Consider the following 20334-nt stretch of genomic DNA (forward strand, 5'->3'; position numbering starts at 1 on the left):
AGCACATCCAACATCATGGGTGCCTGACCCAACGCATTCGCGAATGAATTCGCTCCCACCGGGATCTTGATAGGTCAGCAGAAACGCTACCGTTCGTGCATTGCTTCAGCGCGTGCTTTAAGGACGGGCTTTAGCAAGTAGCTGAGGACGCTTTTCTTGCCGGTGATGATATCGACTGAAGCAACCATGCCGGGAATGATCAGCAGCGGGTGCTCATCGCTGCCCAAGTGGCTGCGATCAGTGCGCAGCTTGATGACATAGAAGGTATTTTTCTTCTCTTCATCCTGGATGGTGTCGGCACCGATCTGCTCAAGCGTGCCTTTCATCCCCCCGTAGATGGTGTAGTCATAGGCAGAGAACTTGATCATTGCCTCTTGACCCGGGTGCAAGAAGGCAATGTCTTGCGGGCGAATGCGGGCTTCAACCAGCAGGGTGTCGTCCAGCGGGACGATTTCAGCCAGATCGCTGCCCGGCTGGATGACGCCGCCCACGGTATTGACCATCATTTGCTTGACGATACCGCGAACCGGCGAGGTCACCATGGTGCGGTTGACCCGGTCTTCGAGGCCCTTGGCGGTGGACTGAGTCTTGCTCAGGTCGGTGCGGGCCTCGTTCAGTTCAGTCAATGCTTCGCTGCGGAACTTGCCGCGGGTTTCGTCGATTTTGCGCTGCACCTCATTGATCGCCGCTTGCGCCCGAGGGATAGCCAACGTGGTGCCGTCGAGCTGGCCACGGGTTTCCACTTCCGAGCGCTTGAGGCGCAAGACTTCCACAGGCGAAATAGCGCCCTGCTTGACCAGCGGTTCGGACATGCCGATCTCTTCGCGCAGCAGGCTCAGGCTGCTGCGGTACTGCTCTTGCTTGGCGCTGTACTCGCGCAACTCTTGCTGGCGCTGGATGAGTTGTTGCTGCAAGCCACCCACCTCGTCAGCCAGTTGCTGACGACGGCTCATGTACAGCGACTCTTCGTTAGCGGCCTGATTGGGTACTGCCTTGCGCGCCGCAGGGGTGATGTTCAACGGTCGGTCATCCACTACCGCGCTCAAGCGCTCTACGCGCAGCTCCATCGAGACCCGATCAGCCTCGGTTTCGCCCACGTTGGAGGCAAAGCGTGTGTCGTCCAAACGTACAAGCGGCGCACCTGCTTCGACGATCTGGCCTTCGTGAACATAGATCTGCGCGACGATACCGCCCTCAAGGTTCTGGATTTTCTGGATCCTGGAGGATGGAATCGCCTTGCCCTCGCCCTTGGTCACTTCATCAATGATCGCGAAGTGCGCCCATAGAAGAAGAAAGACGAAAAACGCGATGATCCCCCAAATGGTCAGCCGAACGATGCGCGGGGCATCATCGATCAGGGCCTTTTCGACCTCTGGCAACAGTTGTCCGTCAAGAGAGTCAGTCCCCTTGAAGTAACGAAAAATGGCGTCTTTGAAGCGGCTTGGACCGGACTTAAGCAACACTGATCTGCCCCTTTTTCAACGCTTCCATGACCGCGTTTTTAGGGCCATCCGCGAGAATCTGGCCACGATCGATGACCAGCAGTCGATCAACCAGGCTGAGCAGTGAGGCACGGTGTGTGACAAGAATCACGGTCTTGGTCTCGATGACGGCTTGCAGGCGCTGTTTCAAGCGTTCCTCGCCGGTGTTGTCCATAGCGCTGGTCGGTTCGTCCAGCAATAGAATCGGTGGATTGAGCAGCAATGCGCGGGCCAACGCAACGTTCTGCCGCTGGCCACCGGAAAGGTTCTGACCGCGCTCGCCGACTTGAAGCTCATAGCCTTGCGGGTGCAATCGGGCGAACTCATGCACGCCTGCCAGCTCTGCGGCTTGCAGCACCATTTCATCGTCGACATAGCGAGCGCCCGACACCAGGTTGTCGCGCAAGGTACCTGCCAACAACTGAATGTCCTGCGCGACATAGCCAATGTTGTGGCGCAGTTCGCTCACGTCAATCTGGCGAATGTCCACGCCGTCTACCAGCAAGGAGCCAGCGTCAGGCTGATACAACCCGACCAGCAGTTTTGCCAGTGAGCTTTTGCCCGAGCCGCTGCGGCCAATGATGCCGATTTTTTCGCCAGGGCGAACCACCAGGTTGATGCCGCGCAAGGCAAGCGTTTGCTGGTTGGGGTACGTGAAGTCCAGGTTGCGAAACTCGATGGCACCCTGCAAGACCTGACGGCTGAACGGGCGCTCGTCGAAGTTGCGCTCTTGCGGCAGCTCCATCATCTGGTCCACGGAAACCATGGTGACCTTGGCCTGCTGATAGCGGGTCAATAATCCCGACAGCTGCGCCAAGGGGCCCAATGCGCGGCCACTGAGCATGTAACAGGCCACCAGACCACCCATGCTGAGGTGGCCGTCAATGATCTGGTAAACGCCGAAAATGATCATCGCCACGCCAGCGAGTTGCTGGATCAACAAGGTGATGTTCATGGCCAGACCCGACAGAACCTTGACCCGCAGCTCCAGGCGGCTGAGGGTGCCGATGGTTTGCTCCCACTGATACTGGCGCTCGCTTTCGGCATTGTTGACCTTCACCGCATCCAGGCCAGCAAGGGTCTCGATCAGGCTCGACTGGCGCTCGGCGCCCAGCGCCATAGTGCGTTCCAGGGTTGCCGTTAACGGCTTCTGCAAAAAGTGACCGATACCCAACGCCAGCGGAAACGCGACGATGGGGATCCACACAAGATTCCCGCCCAGCAGCGCGATCACCAGCAGGATAATGAGGGTGAACGGCAAGTCGATCAGGCTGGTCAGGGTCAGTGAGGTCAGGAAGTCACGCATGCCCTGAAACTCATGAATATTCTGGGCAAAGCTGCCCACACGGGCTGGGCGAAACTTCATGGACATGCCGACAATGCGCTCGAACAGCGTTGCCGAAATGATCAGGTCAGTCTTCTTGCCTGCCAGGTCCAGGCACAGGCTGCGCAGCCCCTTGAGCAACAGGTCGAACAGGTAGGCGCCGCAGATACCGGCGGCCAGCACCCACAAGGTCGTGGTTGCCTGATTGGGCACAACGCGGTCGTAGACGTTCATCACGAACAAGGGCGCGGCCAAGGCGATCAAGTTGATCACCAGGCTGGCGGCAATCGCGTCGGCATACAGCCAGCGCGAACGCTTGAGTGTGTCGCGAAACCAGGAGCGCGCCCGAGGAATGAGCGAGCCATTGGTCACGTCGAACTTATGCTGCGGTTGGGCAAAGAACACCCGGCCACTGTAATCGTCAGCCAGTACATCACGGCTGACGCGCACCTCGCCGCCGTCGCTTTCGCTCAGCAGCAGGCGCGCAATATCGCCTTCCCAGCCCACCAGGACCGCGCAGCGCGCATCCTTGAGCAACAGCATGGCAGGCAAGGCAATAGACGGAATCTGCTCAAGTTTGCGCTGCAGCACGCGCCCCTGCAAACCGGCTCGAGCGGCTGCGCGGGGTAGCAAGTCGACACTCAGCCGCTGCGACGGCAATGGCAGGCCGGTGGTCAACATCGCACGGCTGGCAGGCTTGTGGTGCAGAGAGCAAAGTGTCAGCAGGCCGTCCAGCAACGGGTCATCATGCTGGCTACGGGGATCATGGCTGAGTTGAACTGAACTTAATTCCGAATCCAAGCTGACACTCTCTTTTAAGCAATGGAATAACCTGACTCAGTCAAGAATCAGTTCATGCCTGGCAGGTTTATCGATGGTTTTATATCGTTTTGCACAACCGACGCCATGGGCGCTACGACACCCTGACTTCTGAGCAACTGGCCCATATCGGCTTTGATGCGGTACTGAGTGTAAAGCTGCTGGTTTTTGATTTGCACCAAACGCTGCTGAGCGGTAAATAACTCGTTTTCGCTGTCGAGCAAGTCAAGTAAGGTACGCTCACCCAACGTGAACTGCTGCTGGTACGAGATGCGCACACTGTTGCTGCGGTCAACATATTGCTGGGCAATCGGCAACTGCGCGTTGGCGTTGTTGTAGGCGTTCCAGGCCAGGCCCACTTCTTCATTCAACTGGCGCAGGGCGTTGTTGCGGATGTCCAGCGCCTGAGTGGTCTGATAGGACTTGGATTCGAGGTCGGCTTTATTGCTGCCACCCGAGTACAGGTTGAACCGCATGCGGACCATCGCCTCCCAGCCATCGCTATGGCCTACTTCGCCGCCAACATTATTGTCGGCATTGCGACCAAGCTCTGCATCAAAGCGTGGGTAGAAACTCGACTTCGCGGACTCGTATTGCTTCTCGGCTGCGGCAATGTCCGACTCAGCAGAGCGCAGAACAGGGCTGTTCTCAATCATTTGCTGGCGCGCTTCGTTCAGAGTGGCCGGCATCAAGGCCATGAAACCTTGTGGCAGCGTAAGTTCATCAGGCATTTCGCCGACGGCACTCAGGTAGTTGGTCTGGGCATCGGCCAAGTTGGCCTGTTCTGTCAGCAGGTTGTTTTGTGCCTGAGCCAGTCGCGCGTCGGCCTGGTCCATGTCCGCCATTCGTCCGACGCCACGGTTTGTGCGCAATTTAATCTGATCGAAGATCCGCTCGTGGTTTTTAAGGTTATCTTCCGCCAAGTGAACCATCTCGCGACGCATCAGAACGTCCAGATAAACTTGTGCAACGGTCAGTGCTGTACGCTCAGAGGTATTCAACAACGAATAGGCGCGAGAGTTAACAGTGGCTTGTTGACGGCCTACTTCGTTGCTCGTCGCAAAACCATCAAACAGCATCTGCTGTAAGCGTACGCTGGACTCCCCTCGATTCAAGGTGTCCCAGCCGTTCACGACGGTACGCGAAGTGGGGGTGTCCGAACCTTCCTTTCCGTAACCCGCCAACACGTCCACACGCGGCAAATAGCCACCTTTCGCGGCCCGCAAGTTGTAGTCAGCGGCAATTCGGCTGTTAACCCCAGCCTGAACTTCCGGGTGCACGTCCAACGCTTTCTGCATGGCCTCCGGCAGACTTTGTGCTTGGACGAAACTGGCGGTCAGAACGAAAGGAAGAGCCTTAAAGAAGTACGCACGCATGGGGGTTGTATCCCGAGGACTTTCTGGTTTTAAAACACAGCAAAAACCGACCGCTGCATCGGAAAAATGGCAATCGAATGGAGCGTTGTTGGGAGGTTCTGAAGGGAGTTGGATCACACAACAGAAAGCCGCGACGCCATCTAAATATCAATGTGACTTTAGGAGGCGGATTGTTTAGGATGGCGCCGAATAGGTCAATAGTTTGGCACAAAGTTAATTTTCGCAACAATGAAAGATAATAATTTGACGCCAAATATTCATTGAGTACGATTGCACGCTATTGAATGCATATCAGAAACCATTGAACGCTATTGAACGCTATTGCACTTTTTAAGTACTCCACGTTACGAAGCGGCATGTAAAAAGCCGGTCGGCATAATGGATACCCACTGACGGTAAACCCGGAGAGTCCCCCTAAATGAGCAGTGTTGTTGCCATCGTCAAAAGCATTGTTGGCCAAGTAATCGCAGTTTCCCCTGAGGGGATTTGTCGTGTGCTCATCGAAGGGGATCGGCTGTTTGCCGGGGAACAAGCACTGACAGGCCCTGAAGGTGCCGTGACACTTGAACTTGCGGATGGCCGCAGCATTGACTTGGGCCGCGACACGGAGTGGAGTGCCGATGCTCCGGACTCCGCCACCAACCTGGCCGAAGCCACCGCGCAAGCCGCGCCTTCGGTTGCAGAGTTGCAACAGGCCATCGTCGCCGGCGCTGACCCGACGCAAGACTTTGAAGCGGCTGCTGCCGGGCCGACCCCAGCAGGCGTTGGCGGGGCTGCCGGTGGTGGCCACAGTTTCGTCGTGCTTGATGCTACGGCGGGCGTGGTCAACCCTACAATCGGTTTTCCCACTGCAGGCCTTGGCCTCTCTACGCTGGCAGCCACCCAGAACACTGGCGCCTTAGCGGATACCAGCACACCCCTGCACGCCTCGACCTTGACCGTGACCGCCACACCGACGTTGACCGAGGCTGGCGGGGCTCTGGTGTATACCGCAACCGTCACTCAGGCACCGCTGACCGACCTGACCGTGACCTTGTCCAATGGCCAGAGCATTGTGATTGCTGGCGGCCAGACCACTGGCAGCATCACCCTCCAGCTTCCGGACAACAACACGCCCTATATAGATCCGAGCCACCTATCGACCACCGTGACCGGCACCACCGGCGGCGCAGGCGTGGTACTGACCATCGACCCGACGCCTGCGGTCACGCAGATCACCGACACCATCGACTCCACGACGGTAACCCTGACGGCAGGCAGCGACACGGCCACCGAAGGCACGTCAATCACTTACACTGCCACGCTGACCAACCCGGCACAAACACCGGTGACCGTGACGCTGTCGGACGGCTCGACCATTTCCATTGAGGCAGGCCATTCAACCGGCAGCATCAATGTTCCCGCCCCGGCCAACGACGTCTACAACACCCATACCACTATCAGCACCACTATCACTGGCGCCACCGGCGGCAACTTCGAGAATCTGGCACCGAACCCCGCGCCAGCGGTGGTGACCGTAACCGATTCTATTGACACCACCCACTTGACCCTTTCTGCCACCGATTCGGTGCCCGAAGGCGGCACGATCACCTACACCGCGACCCTGGACAATGCGGCCGGTTCTGACGTGACCGTCACCCTGGAAAACAACCAGTCGTTCGTGATCAAGCAAGGCACCACCACCGGTTCGATCACCCTCGATGCCCCGGCCAACGACGTCTACACCGACGCCGGCACCGTGAGCCAGCACATCGTCAGCGCCACCGGCGGCAACTTCGAAAACCTGGTGCCGAACACCACACCCGTCGTCACCCACGTGACCGACACCATCGACACGTCCACCGTGACCCTGACCGCCGATGTCACCACCGTGGCGGAAGGCGGCGTGATTACCTACACCGCCACCTTGTCGGCTCCGGTTACCGATACCCCGGTGGTGATCACCCTGGCGAACGGCCAGGTCATCACCATCCCGGTCAAGGACAGCAGCGGCACGGCAACCCAGGCCGTGACGAACGACGCGCTGGTCGGCCATGCGGATGTGACCAACTCGATCAAGACCGTCAGCGGCGGCAACTATGAAAACCTGGTAGCGGATACCTCGGTGATCACCACGCCGGTCACCGACGTGCAGACCACTACCCACCTGACCCTCTCCGCTGCCACCGACTCGGTTCCCGAAGGCGGCACGATCACCTACACCGCGACCCTGGACAATGCGGCCGGTTCTGACGTGACCGTCACCCTGGAAAACAACCAGTCGTTCGTGATCAAGCAAGGCACCACCACCGGTTCGATCACCCTCGATGCCCCGGCCAACGACGTCTACACCGACGCCGGCACCGTGAGCCAGCACATCGTCAGCGCCACCGGCGGCAACTTCGAAAACCTGGTGCCGAACACCACACCCGTCGTCACCCACGTGACCGACACCATCGACACGTCCACCGTGACCCTGACCGCCGATGTCACCACCGTGGCGGAAGGCGGCGTGATTACCTACACCGCCACCTTGTCGGCTCCGGTTACCGATACCCCGGTGGTGATCACCCTGGCGAACGGCCAGGTCATCACCATCCCGGTCAAGGACAGCAGCGGCACGGCAACCCAGGCCGTGACGAACGACGCGCTGGTCGGCCATGCGGATGTGACCAACTCGATCAAGACCGTCAGCGGCGGCAACTATGAAAACCTGGTAGCGGATACCTCGGTGATCACCACGCCGGTCACCGACGTGCAGACCACTACCGTGGCCAGCATCAGCGGCAGCACGTCGGTGACCGAAGGCGAAACGGCCAGCTATACCGTCAGCCTGGCCCATCCGCCGCAAACCGACGTCACCGTGAACCTGACGTACAGCGGCACCGCGACTGATGGCAGCGATTTCACAGGCGTGGCGAGCATCAAGGTGCCAGCCAATGCCAGCAGCGTCACGTTTGATATCCATACAATCGACGACACGCTCACCGAAGCCACCGAAAACTTCACCGTCAAAATCGACTCGGTCACTGGCGGCAACTTCGAACAGTTGGTTGTCAGCGAGACCCATGGCAGCGTTACCACCTCAATCATCGATAACGATGCATTGCCTATGGTTGACCTGGATACCGCCTCTAACGGTTCCAACTACGCGACCTCCTTTACCGAAGGCGGCAGCGGCGTGGCCATTGTCGGTCAACTGAGCATCAGCGATGTCGACAGTCCCCATTTGCAAGGCGCGACAGTCACCCTGACCAATGCTCAGGCCGACGACACCCTCGTAGTGGGTAGCAATAACCCGGCGATCACGGTCACCACCGAGACCGTCAACGGCGTGTTGGTACTGACCCTGACCGGCGCAGCAACCCCGGCCGAATATCAGGCGGTGATCCAGTCGATCACCTTCAGCAACAGCAGCGAAAACCCGAGCGCCGTTGACCGCACTGTCACCATCACCGTAAACGACGGCGAGCACGACTCGGTGGCCAGCAGCGCTGTGATCGCCGTGATTCCGGTCAACGACGCACCCGCTGTTGTGCTTGAGGGCGCACCTGCGTTCACCGAAGGCCAGGACGGCGTGGCCGTGGCTAAAAACGTCAGCCTCAGCGACGTCGACAACGACAATCTACAAAGTGGCAAGGTCACCCTGAGCGGCGCTCAGGACACTGACACCCTGACCGTCGGCCGCCCGAACGACAAGATCACCGTGACCACCACCGAGCACGACGGCAGCATCGTCTTGACCTTGTCGGGTGACGCCACAAAAGCCGAATACCAGGCGTTGATCGAATCGATCACGTACAGCAACACCAGCCAGGATCCGGGTGTACTGCCACGCGAGATTTCCGTGGTCGTCAACGACGGCAAGCTGGACTCGAATGTCGCCACCACCCCCCTGAACTTCACGGCGGTCAACGACGCCCCGGTAGCCACCGGCAGCATCGTGACCGGTACCGAAGACACCCCGCAAACCCTGCACTGGTCTGACTTTGGCGTCACTGATGTCGATTCGGCGATCACCAGCCTGGGCATCGTGCTGACACAGTTGCCTGCCAATGGCACCTTGCGGCTGAACGGCATAAGCATCGCTTCCGGCCAAACCATCAGCCACGCCGACATCGACAGCGGCAAACTGACCTTCGTCCCCGTGGCCAATGCCTCGGGCAGCGATTACGCGACTATTGGCTTCCAGCCAAGCGACGGTTCTGCTCTGGGCACCGCCGCGACGGTCACGATCAACGTGACGGCTGTGGCCGATGCGCCCACGCTGGACGTCGCCCCGGCGGCCGGTAACGAAGACACGGCCATCAGCCTGGTGATCAAACCGGCACTGGTCGACACCGACGGTTCAGAAACCCTGAGCACCACCGTGTCCGGGATCCCGGCCGGTGCGGTATTGACCGACGGCACGCACACCAGCAGCCAAAGTGCGGTCGACATCAGCACCTGGGACCTGAGCAAACTGACCATTACCCCGCCGCTGAACTTCAACGGCCCGATTACCCTGACGGTTACGTCGACCTCGACCGAACACGCCGGCGGCAGCGCTTCCACCGTGGACACCCTCACCGTCACTGTGGCCCCGGTCAACGACGCACCGGTCGTTCATCAGAATGGCGACGCCGCCTTTAGCAACCACTTCACCGAAGGCGATGCCACCGGCGCGGCGATTGTCAGCAGCGACCTGACCATCACCGATGTCGACAACACGACGCTGGCCGGTGCGACGATCAAGCTCGACAACCCACAGCTGGGCGACAGCTTCCAGGCCCCGGACAACAGCGCAATCACTGCCACGCAATCCACCGTCAACGGCGTGTTGGTCCTGACCCTGACCGGCACCGCGACACCGGCTGAATACGCTGATTACATCAAGCAGATTACTTTCAGCAACAGCAGCCATGACCCCAGCGCGCTGCCGCGTGACATCACCATCAGCGTCACCGACGGTACTGACAGCTCGACCGTGGTCAACACCACCATCGCCATGATTCCAGTCAACGATCCGCCGGTTGTTCATCAGAATGGCGATGCCAGCTTCAGCAACCACTTCACCGAAGGCGATGCCACCGGCGCGGCGATTGTCAGCAGCGATTTGACCATCACCGATGTCGACAACACGACGCTGGCCGGGGCAACGATCAAGCTGGACAACCCACAGCTGGGCGACAGCTTCCAGGCCCCGGACAACAGCGCGATCAGCGCCACACAAACCACCGTCAATGGCGTGCTGGTCCTGACCCTGACCGGCACCGCGACACCGGCTGAATACGCTGATTACATCAAGCAGATTACCTTCAGCAACAACAGCCAGGACCCCAGCGCGCTGCCGCGAGACATCACCATCAGCGTCACCGACGGCACCGACAGCTCGACCGTGGTCAACACCACCATCGCCGTGATTCCGGTCAACGATCCGCCAGTCGTTCATCAAAATGGCGACGCTGCCTTTAGCAACCACTTCACCGAAGGCGATGCCACCGGCGCGGCGATTGTCAGCAGCGATTTGACCATCACCGATGTCGACAACACGACGCTGGCCGGTGCGACGATCAAGCTCGACAACCCACAGCTGGGCGACAGCTTCCAGGCCCCGGACAACAGCGCAATCACTGCCACGCAATCCACCGTCAACGGCGTGTTGGTCCTGACCCTGACCGGCACCGCGACACCGACTGAATACGCTGATTACATCAAGCAGATTACTTTCAGCAACAGCAGCCAGGACCCCAGCGCGCTGCCGCGCGACATCACCATCAGCGTCACCGACGGTACTGACAGCTCGACCGTGGTCAACACCACCATCGCCGTGATTCCGGTCAACGATCCGCCAGTCGTTCATCAAAATGGCGACGCTGCCTTTAGCAACCACTTCACCGAAGGCGATGCCACCGGCGCGGCGATTGTCAGCAGCGATTTGACCATCACCGATGTCGACAACACGACGCTGGCCGGTGCGACGATCAAGCTGGACAACCCGCAGCTGGGCGACAGCTTCCAGGCCCCGGACAACAGCGCGATCACTGCCACGCAATCCACCGTCAATGGCGTGTTGGTGCTGACCCTGACCGGCACCGCGACACCGGCTGAATACGCGGATTACATCAAGCAGATCACCTTCAGCAACAGCAGCCAGGACCCAAGCGCGCTGCCGCGCGAGATCACCATCAGCGTGACCGACGGCACCGACAGCTCGACCGTGGTCAACACCACCATCGCCGTGATTCCGGTCAACGACGCCCCGGTCGCCACCGGCAGCACCGTGACCGGCACCGAAGACACACCGCAAACCCTGCACTGGTCTGACTTTGGCGTCACTGATGTCGACTCGGCGATCACCAGCCTGGGCATCGTGCTGACACAGTTGCCAACCAACGGCACCTTGCTGCTGAACGGCATAAGCATCGCTTCCGGCCAAACCATCAGCCACGCTGATATCGACAGCGGCAAACTGACCTTCGTGCCCGTGGCCAATGCCTCGGGCAACGATTACGCGACCATTGGCTTCCAGCCAAGCGACGGTTCTGCCCTGGGCACTGCCGCGACGGTCACGATCAACGTGACGGCCGTGGCCGATGCACCCACGCTGAACGTCGCTCCGGCGGCCGGTAATGAAGACACGGCCATCAGCCTGGTGATCAAACCGGCACTGGTCGACACCGACGGTTCAGAAACCCTGAGCACCACCGTGTCCGGGATTCCGGTCGGGGCGGTATTGACCGACGGCACGCACACCAGCAGCCAAAGTGCGGTCGACATCAGCACCTGGGACCTGAGCAAACTGACCATTACCCCGCCGCTGAACTTCAACGGCCCGATCACCCTGACCGTTACGTCGACCTCGACGGAACACGCCGGCGGCAGCGCGTCCACCGTGGACACCCTCACCGTCACCGTGGCCCCGGTCAATGACGCGCCGGTACTGGACCTCAGTTCCACCGATACCAGCACCACCGGCTACACCGTCGGCTACGTTGAGAATGGCGCACCGATCAGCATCGCCGGCCACAACGTCAGCATCTCCGATGTCGATAACACGCAGATGCAAGGCGCGACCGTCACCCTGACCAACGCGCAGGTCGGCGACGTACTGGCTGCCAACGACCAGTTCGGTATCCATGCCGTCGTTGGCGGCATCGTTGACGGCAAGATCGTGGTCACCCTGAGCGGTTCGGCGGACCTGGCTTCGTACCAGAACATGATCCAGTCAATCACCTATCAGAGCACCAGCGACAACCCAAGCACGGCTACCCGCACGATTAGCGTGGTGGTGGATGACGGCCAGACCTTGCACAACCTGTCGAACGTCGCCACCAGCACCATCATCGTGACTGCAGTCAACGACGCCCCGGTAGCCACCGGCAGCACCGTGACCGGCACCGAAGACACCCCGCAAACCCTGCACTGGTCTGAATTTGGCGTCACTGATGTCGACTCGGCGATCACCAGCCTGGGCATCGTGCTGACACAGTTGCCTGCCAATGGCACCTTGCTGCTGAACGGCATAAGCATCGCTTCCGGCCAAACCATCAGCCACGCCGACATCGACAGCGGCAAACTGACCTTCGTCCCCGTGGCCAATGCCTCGGGCAGCGATTACGCGACTATTGGTTTCCAGCCAAGCGACGGCTCTGCTCTGGGCACCGCCGCGACGGTCACGATCAACGTGACGGCTGTGGCCGATGCGCCCACGCTGGACGTCGCCCCGGCGGCCGGTAACGAAGACACGGCCATCAGCCTGGTGATCAAACCGGCACTGGTCGACACCGACGGTTCAGAAACCCTGAGCACCACCGTGTCCGGGATCCCGGCCGGTGCGGTATTGACCGACGGCACGCACACCAGCAGCCAAAGTGCGGTCGACATCAGCACCTGGGACCTGAGCAAACTGACCATTACCCCGCCGCTGAACTTCAACGGCCCGATTACCCTGACGGTTACGTCGACCTCGACCGAACACGCCGGCGGCAGCGCTTCCACCGTGGACACCCTCACCGTCACTGTGGCCCCGGTCAACGACGCACCGGTCGTTCATCAGAATGGCGACGCCGCCTTTAGCAACCACTTCACCGAAGGCGATGCCACCGGCGCGGCGATTGTCAGCAGCGATCTGACCATCTCCGATGTCGACAACACGACGCTGGCCGGTGCGACGATCAAGCTGGACAACCCGCAGCTGGGCGACAGCTTCCAGGCCCCGGACAACAGCGCGATCACTGCCACGCAATCCACCGTCAATGGCGTGTTGGTGCTGACCCTGACCGGCACCGCGACACCCGCTGAATACGCGGATTACATCAAGCAGATCACCTTCAGCAACAGCAGCCAGGACCCAAGCGCGCTGCCGCGCGAGATCACCATCAGCGTGACCGACGGCACCGACAGCTCGACCGTGGTCAACACCACCATCGCCGTGATTCCGGTCAACGACGCCCCGGTCGCCACCGGCAGCACCGTGACCGGCACCGAAGACACACCGCAAACCCTGCACTGGTCTGACTTTGGCGTCACTGATGTCGACTCGGCGATCACCAGCCTGGGCATCGTGCTGACACAGTTGCCAACCAACGGCACCTTGCTGCTGAACGGCATAAGCATCGCTTCCGGCCAAACCATCAGCCACGCTGATATCGACAGCGGCAAACTGACCTTCGTGCCCGTGGCCAATGCCTCGGGCAACGATTACGCGACCATTGGCTTCCAGCCAAGCGACGGTTCTGCCCTGGGCACTGCCGCGACGGTCACGATCAACGTGACGGCCGTGGCCGATGCACCCACGCTGAACGTCGCTCCGGCGGCCGGTAATGAAGACACGGCCATCAGCCTGGTGATCAAACCGGCACTGGTCGACACCGACGGTTCAGAAACCCTGAGCACCACCGTGTCCGGGATCCCGGTCGGGGCGGTATTGACCGACGGCACGCACACCAGCAGCCAAAGTGCGGTCGACATCAGCACCTGGGACCTGAGCAAACTGACCATTACCCCGCCGCTGAACTTCAACGGCCCGATCACCCTGACCGTTACGTCGACCTCGACGGAACACGCGGGCGGCAGCGCTTCTACCGCTGAAACGCTCACCGTCACCGTGGCCCCGGTCAACGATGCACCGGTTGTTCATCAAAATGGCGATGTCGCCTTTAGCAACCACTTCACCGAAGGCGATGCCACCGGCGCAGCGATTGTCAGCAGCGATCTGACCATCTCCGATGTCGACAACACGACGCTGGCCGGTGCGACGATCAAGCTGGACAACCCGCAGCTGGGCGACAGCTTCCAGGCCCCGGACAACAGCGCGATCACTGCCACGCAATCCACCGTCAATGGCGTGTTGGTGCTGACCCTGACCGGCACCGCGACACCCGCTGAATACGCGGATTACATCAAGCAGATCACCTTCAGCAACAGCAGCCAGGACCCAAGCGCGCTGCCGCGCGAGATCACCATCAGCGTGACCGACGGCACCGACAGCTCGACCGTGGTCAACACCACCATCGCCGTGATTCCGGTCAACGACGCCCCGGTCGCCACCGGCAGCACCGTGACCGGCACCGAAGACACACCGCAAACCCTGCACTGGTCTGACTTTGGCGTCACTGATGTCGACTCGGCGATCACCAGCCTGGGCATCGTGCTGACACAGTTGCCAACCAACGGCACCTTGCTGCTGAACGGCATAAGCATCGCTTCCGGCCAAACCATCAGCCACGCTGATATCGACAGCGGCAAACTGACCTTCGTGCCCGTGGCCAATGCCTCGGGCAACGATTACGCGACCATTGGCTTCCAGCCAAGCGACGGTTCTGCCCTGGGCACTGCCGCGACGGTCACGATCAACGTGACGGCCGTGGCCGATGCACCCACGCTGAACGTCGCTCCGGCGGCCGGTAATGAAGACACGGCCATCAGCCTGGTGATCAAACCGGCACTGGTCGACACCGACGGTTCAGAAACCCTGAGCACCACCGTGTCCGGGATCCCGGTCGGGGCGGTATTGACCGACGGCACGCACACCAGCAGCCAAAGTGCGGTCGACATCAGCACCTGGGACCTGAGCAAACTGACCATTACCCCGCCGCTGAACTTCAACGGCCCGATCACCCTGACCGTTACGTCGACCTCGACGGAACACGCGGGCGGCAGCGCTTCTACCGCTGAAACGCTCACCGTCACCGTGGCCCCGGTCAACGATGCACCGGTTGTTCATCAAAATGGCGATGTCGCCTTTAGCAACCACTTCACCGAAGGCGATGCCACCGGCGCAGCGATTGTCAGCAGCGATCTGACCATCTCCGATGTCGACAACACGACGCTGGCCGGTGCGACGATCAAGCTGGACAACCCGCAACTGGGCGACAGCTTCCAGGCCCCGGAAAACAGCGCGATCACTGCCACGCAATCCACCGTCAACGGCGTGTTGGTCCTGACCCTGACCGGCACCGCGACACCCGCTGAATACGCGGATTACATCAAGCAGATCACCTTCAGCAACAACAGCCAGGACCCCAGCGCGCTGCCGCGCGAGATCACCATCAGCGTGACCGACGGCACCGACAGCTCGACCGTGGTCAACACCACCATCGCCGTGATTCCGGTCAACGATGCCCCGGTCGCCACCGGCAGCGTCGTGACCGGCACCGAAGACACCCCGCAAACCCTGCACTGGTCTGACTTTGGCGTCATTGATGTCGATTCTGCGATCACCAGCCTGGGCATCGTACTGACACAGTTGCCTGCCAACGGCACCTTGCAGCTGAACGGCGTGACGCTTACCTCGATCGACCATCTGGTGATCAGCAAAGCGGACATCGATGGCGGCAAGCTGACCTTCGTACCGGCAGCCGATGCGTCGGGCATCAACTACGCGGCCATCGGCTTCCAGCCGAGTGACGGCACTACCTTGCTGGGCGCACCGGCCACGGTCCCGATCAACGTGACGGCAGTCAACGACGCTCCAGTCCTGGATCTCAGCGCCACCGATACCAGCACCACCGGCTACACCGTCGGCTACGTTGAAAATGGCGCACCGATCAGCATCGCCGGCCACAACGTCAGCATCTCCGATGTCGACAACACGACCCTGCAAGGCGCAACGGTCACCCTGACCAACGCGCAAGTCGGCGACGTGCTGGCGGCCAACGACCAGTTCGGTATTCATGCCGTCGTCGGCGGCATCGTTGACGGCAAGATCGTGGTCACCCTGACTGGCTCGGCGGACCTGGCTTCGTACCAGAACATGATCCAGTCGATCACCTACCAGAGCACCAGCGACAACCCAAGCACGGTGCCCCGCACGATCAACGTGGTGGTGGATGACGGCCAGACCTTGCACAACCTGTCGAACGTCGCCACCAGCACCATCACCGTGACAGCAGTCAATGATGCGCCAACAGTCGCCAACGCCACAGGCAGCAATGACGAGGACCACCTCGTCACAGTGAATCTGAGCGGCAGCGATGTGGACGGCAACGTTGCCCACTTCCTGATTGATAGTTTGCCGAGCAATGGCACGTTGTACAGCGACACCGCCATGACCCATGCGCTAAAGGCCGGGGACATGGTCGACTCCACCCTTGATGGCAAGGCCGCTGTTTATTTCATGCCGACGCATGACTGGAGCGGCAGCACCAACTTCACCTTCAACTCAATCGACAATCAGGGCATGCCGAGCGCAGCGGTTGCCACCGGCAGCATTGTGGTCGCACCGGTGACAGATACCCCGTATCTGGCGTTGGTCGCCGACAACGGCATGGCAGCGATCAACTTTGAAGACGTGAAGCTAACCAGCGCGTGGACCGACCTCGCCATCAGCGATTTCAGCAACGGGGCATGGCATACCGATAACAGCGGCGGCCTGGTCGAGATCGGCAAGGGCACCGTTTACGGCGCAGGCACTAATAGCCAAGTCATAGAACTGGAGAGCAACACCGGCGAGCCCTCCAATCTCTACACCACTATTGAGGCCCGTGCGGGTGCGACCTACACCCTCTCAGTCGACTATTCACCGCGCGCCGACGCGCTGGATAACTCGGTGATCAATGTGTTCTGGGGCACTACGCAAATCGGTACGCTCAACGCCGCTGCGACCGGCATGCAGACCTATACCTTCCAGGTACCGGTGACTACCGACGGGGCAGCCAAGCTCGAATTCCACGCAGGGGACAGCAACTCCCTCGGCGGTGTACTGGATAACATTTCCGTTACCGAGACGCTGAACACGGGCCTGGAAGATCACGCCATTCTGCTGTCGACCATCGACGCTTATGCGACCGATATCGATCATTCGGAATCGCTCACCCTGCAGATAAGCAACCTGCCCGTGGGCTCTACAATCACTGACGGTACCGGGACGCATACGTTCACCTCTACCGTTGGCAACACGGTCCTGGATATCACGGGCTGGAAACTGAGCACGCTGATGTTCACCCCTCCGGCGAACGCAAACGGCCTCATGCCGCTGACCGTTACCGCCACTGCGCAAGACGGGGCAGCAGCCCCTGTCAGCCAGACGATAACCATCCCGGTCAAGGTCATTGCCGTCAATGACGCACCGGTAGCGACCGGTAGCAACGTTACCGGTACCGAGGACACCCCTAAAACCCTGCACTGGTCTGACTTTGGCGTCACTGATGTCGACTCTGCGTCCGCCAACCTGGGCATCGTCCTGACACAGTTGCCTACCCATGGCTCCTTGCTACTGAACGGCGTAAGCATCACTTCGCCCGGCCAAACCATCAGCTACGCCGACATCGACAGCGGCAAACTGACGTTCGTACCCGTGGCCAATGCGTCGGGCAGCGATTACGCGACCATTGGCTTCCAGCCAAGCGACGGCACTGCCCTGCTCGGCACCCACGCGACTGTCACGATCAACGTAACGGCCGTGGCCGATGCACCCACGTTGGTAGTTGCTCCAGCGGCGGCTGGCGATGAAAACACGGCCATCAGCTTGGTGGTCAAGTCGACACTGGTCGACACCGACGGTTCGGAAACCCTGAGCACCACCGTTTCCGGTATTCCGGTCGGTGCGGTATTGACTGATGGGACTCACTCCAGCGGCCAAGCCAATGTCGACATCAGCGGCTGGGACTTGACCGCTCTCCGCGTGACGCCAGCGCCCAATGACGGTACCGACTTCGCGCTGACCATCACCGCAACGTCCAAAGAAGCGTCCACCGGATTGACGGCGTCGAGCAGCGCAACCATCAACGTGACGGTCAATGCGATCACGTTGATCGATGGTCACGCGGGGACCGATACCGCGCTTAATGGCACAAACAACAGCGATATTATCGTCGGCGACGTCTCTGGCACCCAAATCGTCGTCGGGCAGAACTACAACATTGCCATCATGCTCGACAGCTCGGGCAGCATGAACGGTACACTCGCCACCGCGAAGACCGCCCTGACTACCCTGTTCACTGATTTGCAAAGCAAGGTCGGTGGCAACAGCGGGGTGGTCAACATCTTCCTGGCCGACTTTGACACCACCGTCCACGAGTACGTCTCGGTGAACCTTGCCGACAAAAATGCCCTCCAGCAGCTACAAACTGTAATCGATTCCATCAGCAATGGCGGCGGCACTAACTACGAAGACGTGTTCCATCTGACCACCCAGTGGTTCGCCAGCGATATGGCGAAAAATAATGCCAATGCTCAGAACCTGACCTTCTTCATCACCGACGGCCAGCCTACCTATTACCTTGTACCTGGTGACGTCGCCAAAACCGTCCTGGTGTCCGACACCGGCGTATACGAAAACCTTGCCACCGCAATGACGCAGTACCAGGCCCACCCCGGCACTGCCGTCACCCTATCCGTCGCCGGCAGCATCAGCGGTAGCGGCAATAGCAGCGGCAGCGCGGATCTCACGCTGATCAGCGCCACAGGCGAAGTGTCCACCTGGTCGAAAGACAATCACAATGTCTGGTATTCCAACACCATAGGTGTGCTGCACAGCACCGATAGCGCTGGTAACTTGATATACGAAGCCATCGCCGGCACTGGCTACTCAACCGACAGCACAACCACAACCGACTCAATGGCCGCCTATAACGCGTTAGCCAAGGTTTCGGTGGTCGAGGCCATTGGTGTGACCAGCAGCATCACTGACTCACTCAACAACTATGACTCCGACCACACCTCGCATACCTCGATTAATGCGGTAGACCTGTCCGCCAAGATCCAGGCGTCTATCTCAACTATCGCGCCAGGTAATGACGTTATCAACGGGGGGGACGGTAACGACATTTTGTTCGGTGATCTGGTCACCGCGACAACCGCTAGCGGCGTAGTTGTGGAGGGGACTGCGGCGCTCAAGGCACTGACAGGGAACAGCTTGATCAGCGACGCCGACCTGCATGCGTACATCACTCAGAACATCACCACGTTCAACGTCGGCGGCACTTCAGGCGGTGATGACACGCTACTCGGCGGTGGCGGTAATGACATCTTGTTCGGCCAGGCCGGCAACGACACCCTCAACGGCGGCCTGGGTAACGACATGCTGATTGGTGGCAAGGGCAATGACATCCTGATTGGTGGCGGGGGCACAGATACCTTCATCTGGCTCAAGGGCGATACCAATACCGCTAACACTACCGGTACCGGTCTCGGCACTGACGTGATCAAGGACTTCAGCACCACCGCCGGCGACAAGATCGACCTGCGAGATCTGCTACAGGGTGAGAACGACACTAACCTGACGAACTACCTGAAAATCTCCAACGACGGTACCAATACCACGCTCGACATCAGTAGCACTGGCAAGTTGAATGCTACTGGCGGTGTGGCCGCCAACGCCGACGTTCATATCTCCGTTGAAGGCGTGATCTGGAACAACGATATGATCAAGTCGCTGGTGGGCGGCACCGATCCAACCATCAAGGTTGACCACACCTGATAAAGCCCGCCCGCGATGATGTAGAGTCTGAACTAACATCATCGCGGGCAGCGCCCTCCTTCTGTTTCGGGCAGGACTCACATTTCGAGGTTTTACCCATGTTCTACGTGCAACGTGATCAACAGGGGCTGCTGATCCGCGTGGAGGGAGTTCCTTATGCGGAGGCGACGGAGACGCTTCCCGCTGACCACCATGAGATTCAAGCCTGGTATGCGAACGATGTGATCGAAAACAGCCTCAAACAGCTCAAGCACAGCGACTTTGAGATGATTCGGGTGCTTGACGATCTGATTCAGGTGCTGATCAGCAAGGGCGCGATCCGGGTAACCGATCTGCCGTCTGCGGCGCAGGCCAAGTTAATGGACCGTACCCAGGCACGAGAAACGCTGGGCGGGTTGAATCATTTGATCAATGATGATGAGACGGGATTGATCTGATTCTGTTTATGGCTAG

At 59.9% G+C, this 20334-nt stretch carries 5 protein-coding genes; 2 read left to right on the plus strand and 3 right to left on the minus strand.

Annotated elements, in window-relative coordinates; all coding sequences use genetic code 11:
* Positions 1–86: 86 nt before the first annotated feature.
* From AC1ME2_RS12945 to AC1ME2_RS12955, 3 genes are read right to left on the minus strand one after another with little or no spacing between them, the layout of a single operon-like run.
* Positions 87–1463 carry an HlyD family type I secretion periplasmic adaptor subunit gene (locus AC1ME2_RS12945; RefSeq protein ID WP_480441669.1) on the minus strand — a complete coding sequence of 459 codons (1377 nt, stop codon included), beginning with the start codon at positions 1461–1463 and terminating at the stop codon, positions 87–89.
* The gene (locus AC1ME2_RS12950; RefSeq protein WP_480441671.1) at positions 1453–3606 is read right to left on the minus strand and encodes a type I secretion system permease/ATPase; all 2154 of its coding nucleotides are present in this window, start codon (positions 3604–3606) and stop codon (positions 1453–1455) included. Before AC1ME2_RS12950 ends, AC1ME2_RS12945 begins: the two co-directional genes overlap by 11 nt.
* A 47-nt stretch (positions 3607–3653) precedes the next feature.
* Positions 3654–5000: a TolC family outer membrane protein gene (locus AC1ME2_RS12955; RefSeq protein ID WP_480441672.1), complete on the minus strand. Its 1347-nt coding sequence runs from the start codon at positions 4998–5000 to the stop codon at positions 3654–3656.
* 418 nt (positions 5001–5418) lie between these two features.
* Here AC1ME2_RS12955 and AC1ME2_RS12960 point away from each other — a divergent pair, with 418 nt between their 5' ends.
* A complete protein-coding gene (locus AC1ME2_RS12960) occupies positions 5419–19881 on the plus strand; it encodes a retention module-containing protein (RefSeq protein WP_480441673.1) in 14463 nt (4820 codons plus the stop codon).
* Between the two features lie 98 nt (positions 19882–19979).
* On the plus strand, positions 19980–20318 hold the full coding sequence (locus tag AC1ME2_RS12965) for a tryptophan synthase subunit beta (protein WP_480441675.1): 339 nt from the start codon (positions 19980–19982) through the stop codon (positions 20316–20318).
* Positions 20319–20334 lie beyond the last annotated feature (16 nt).

The sequence above is a fragment of the Pseudomonas sp. ASL9 genome, assembly GCF_056680335.1.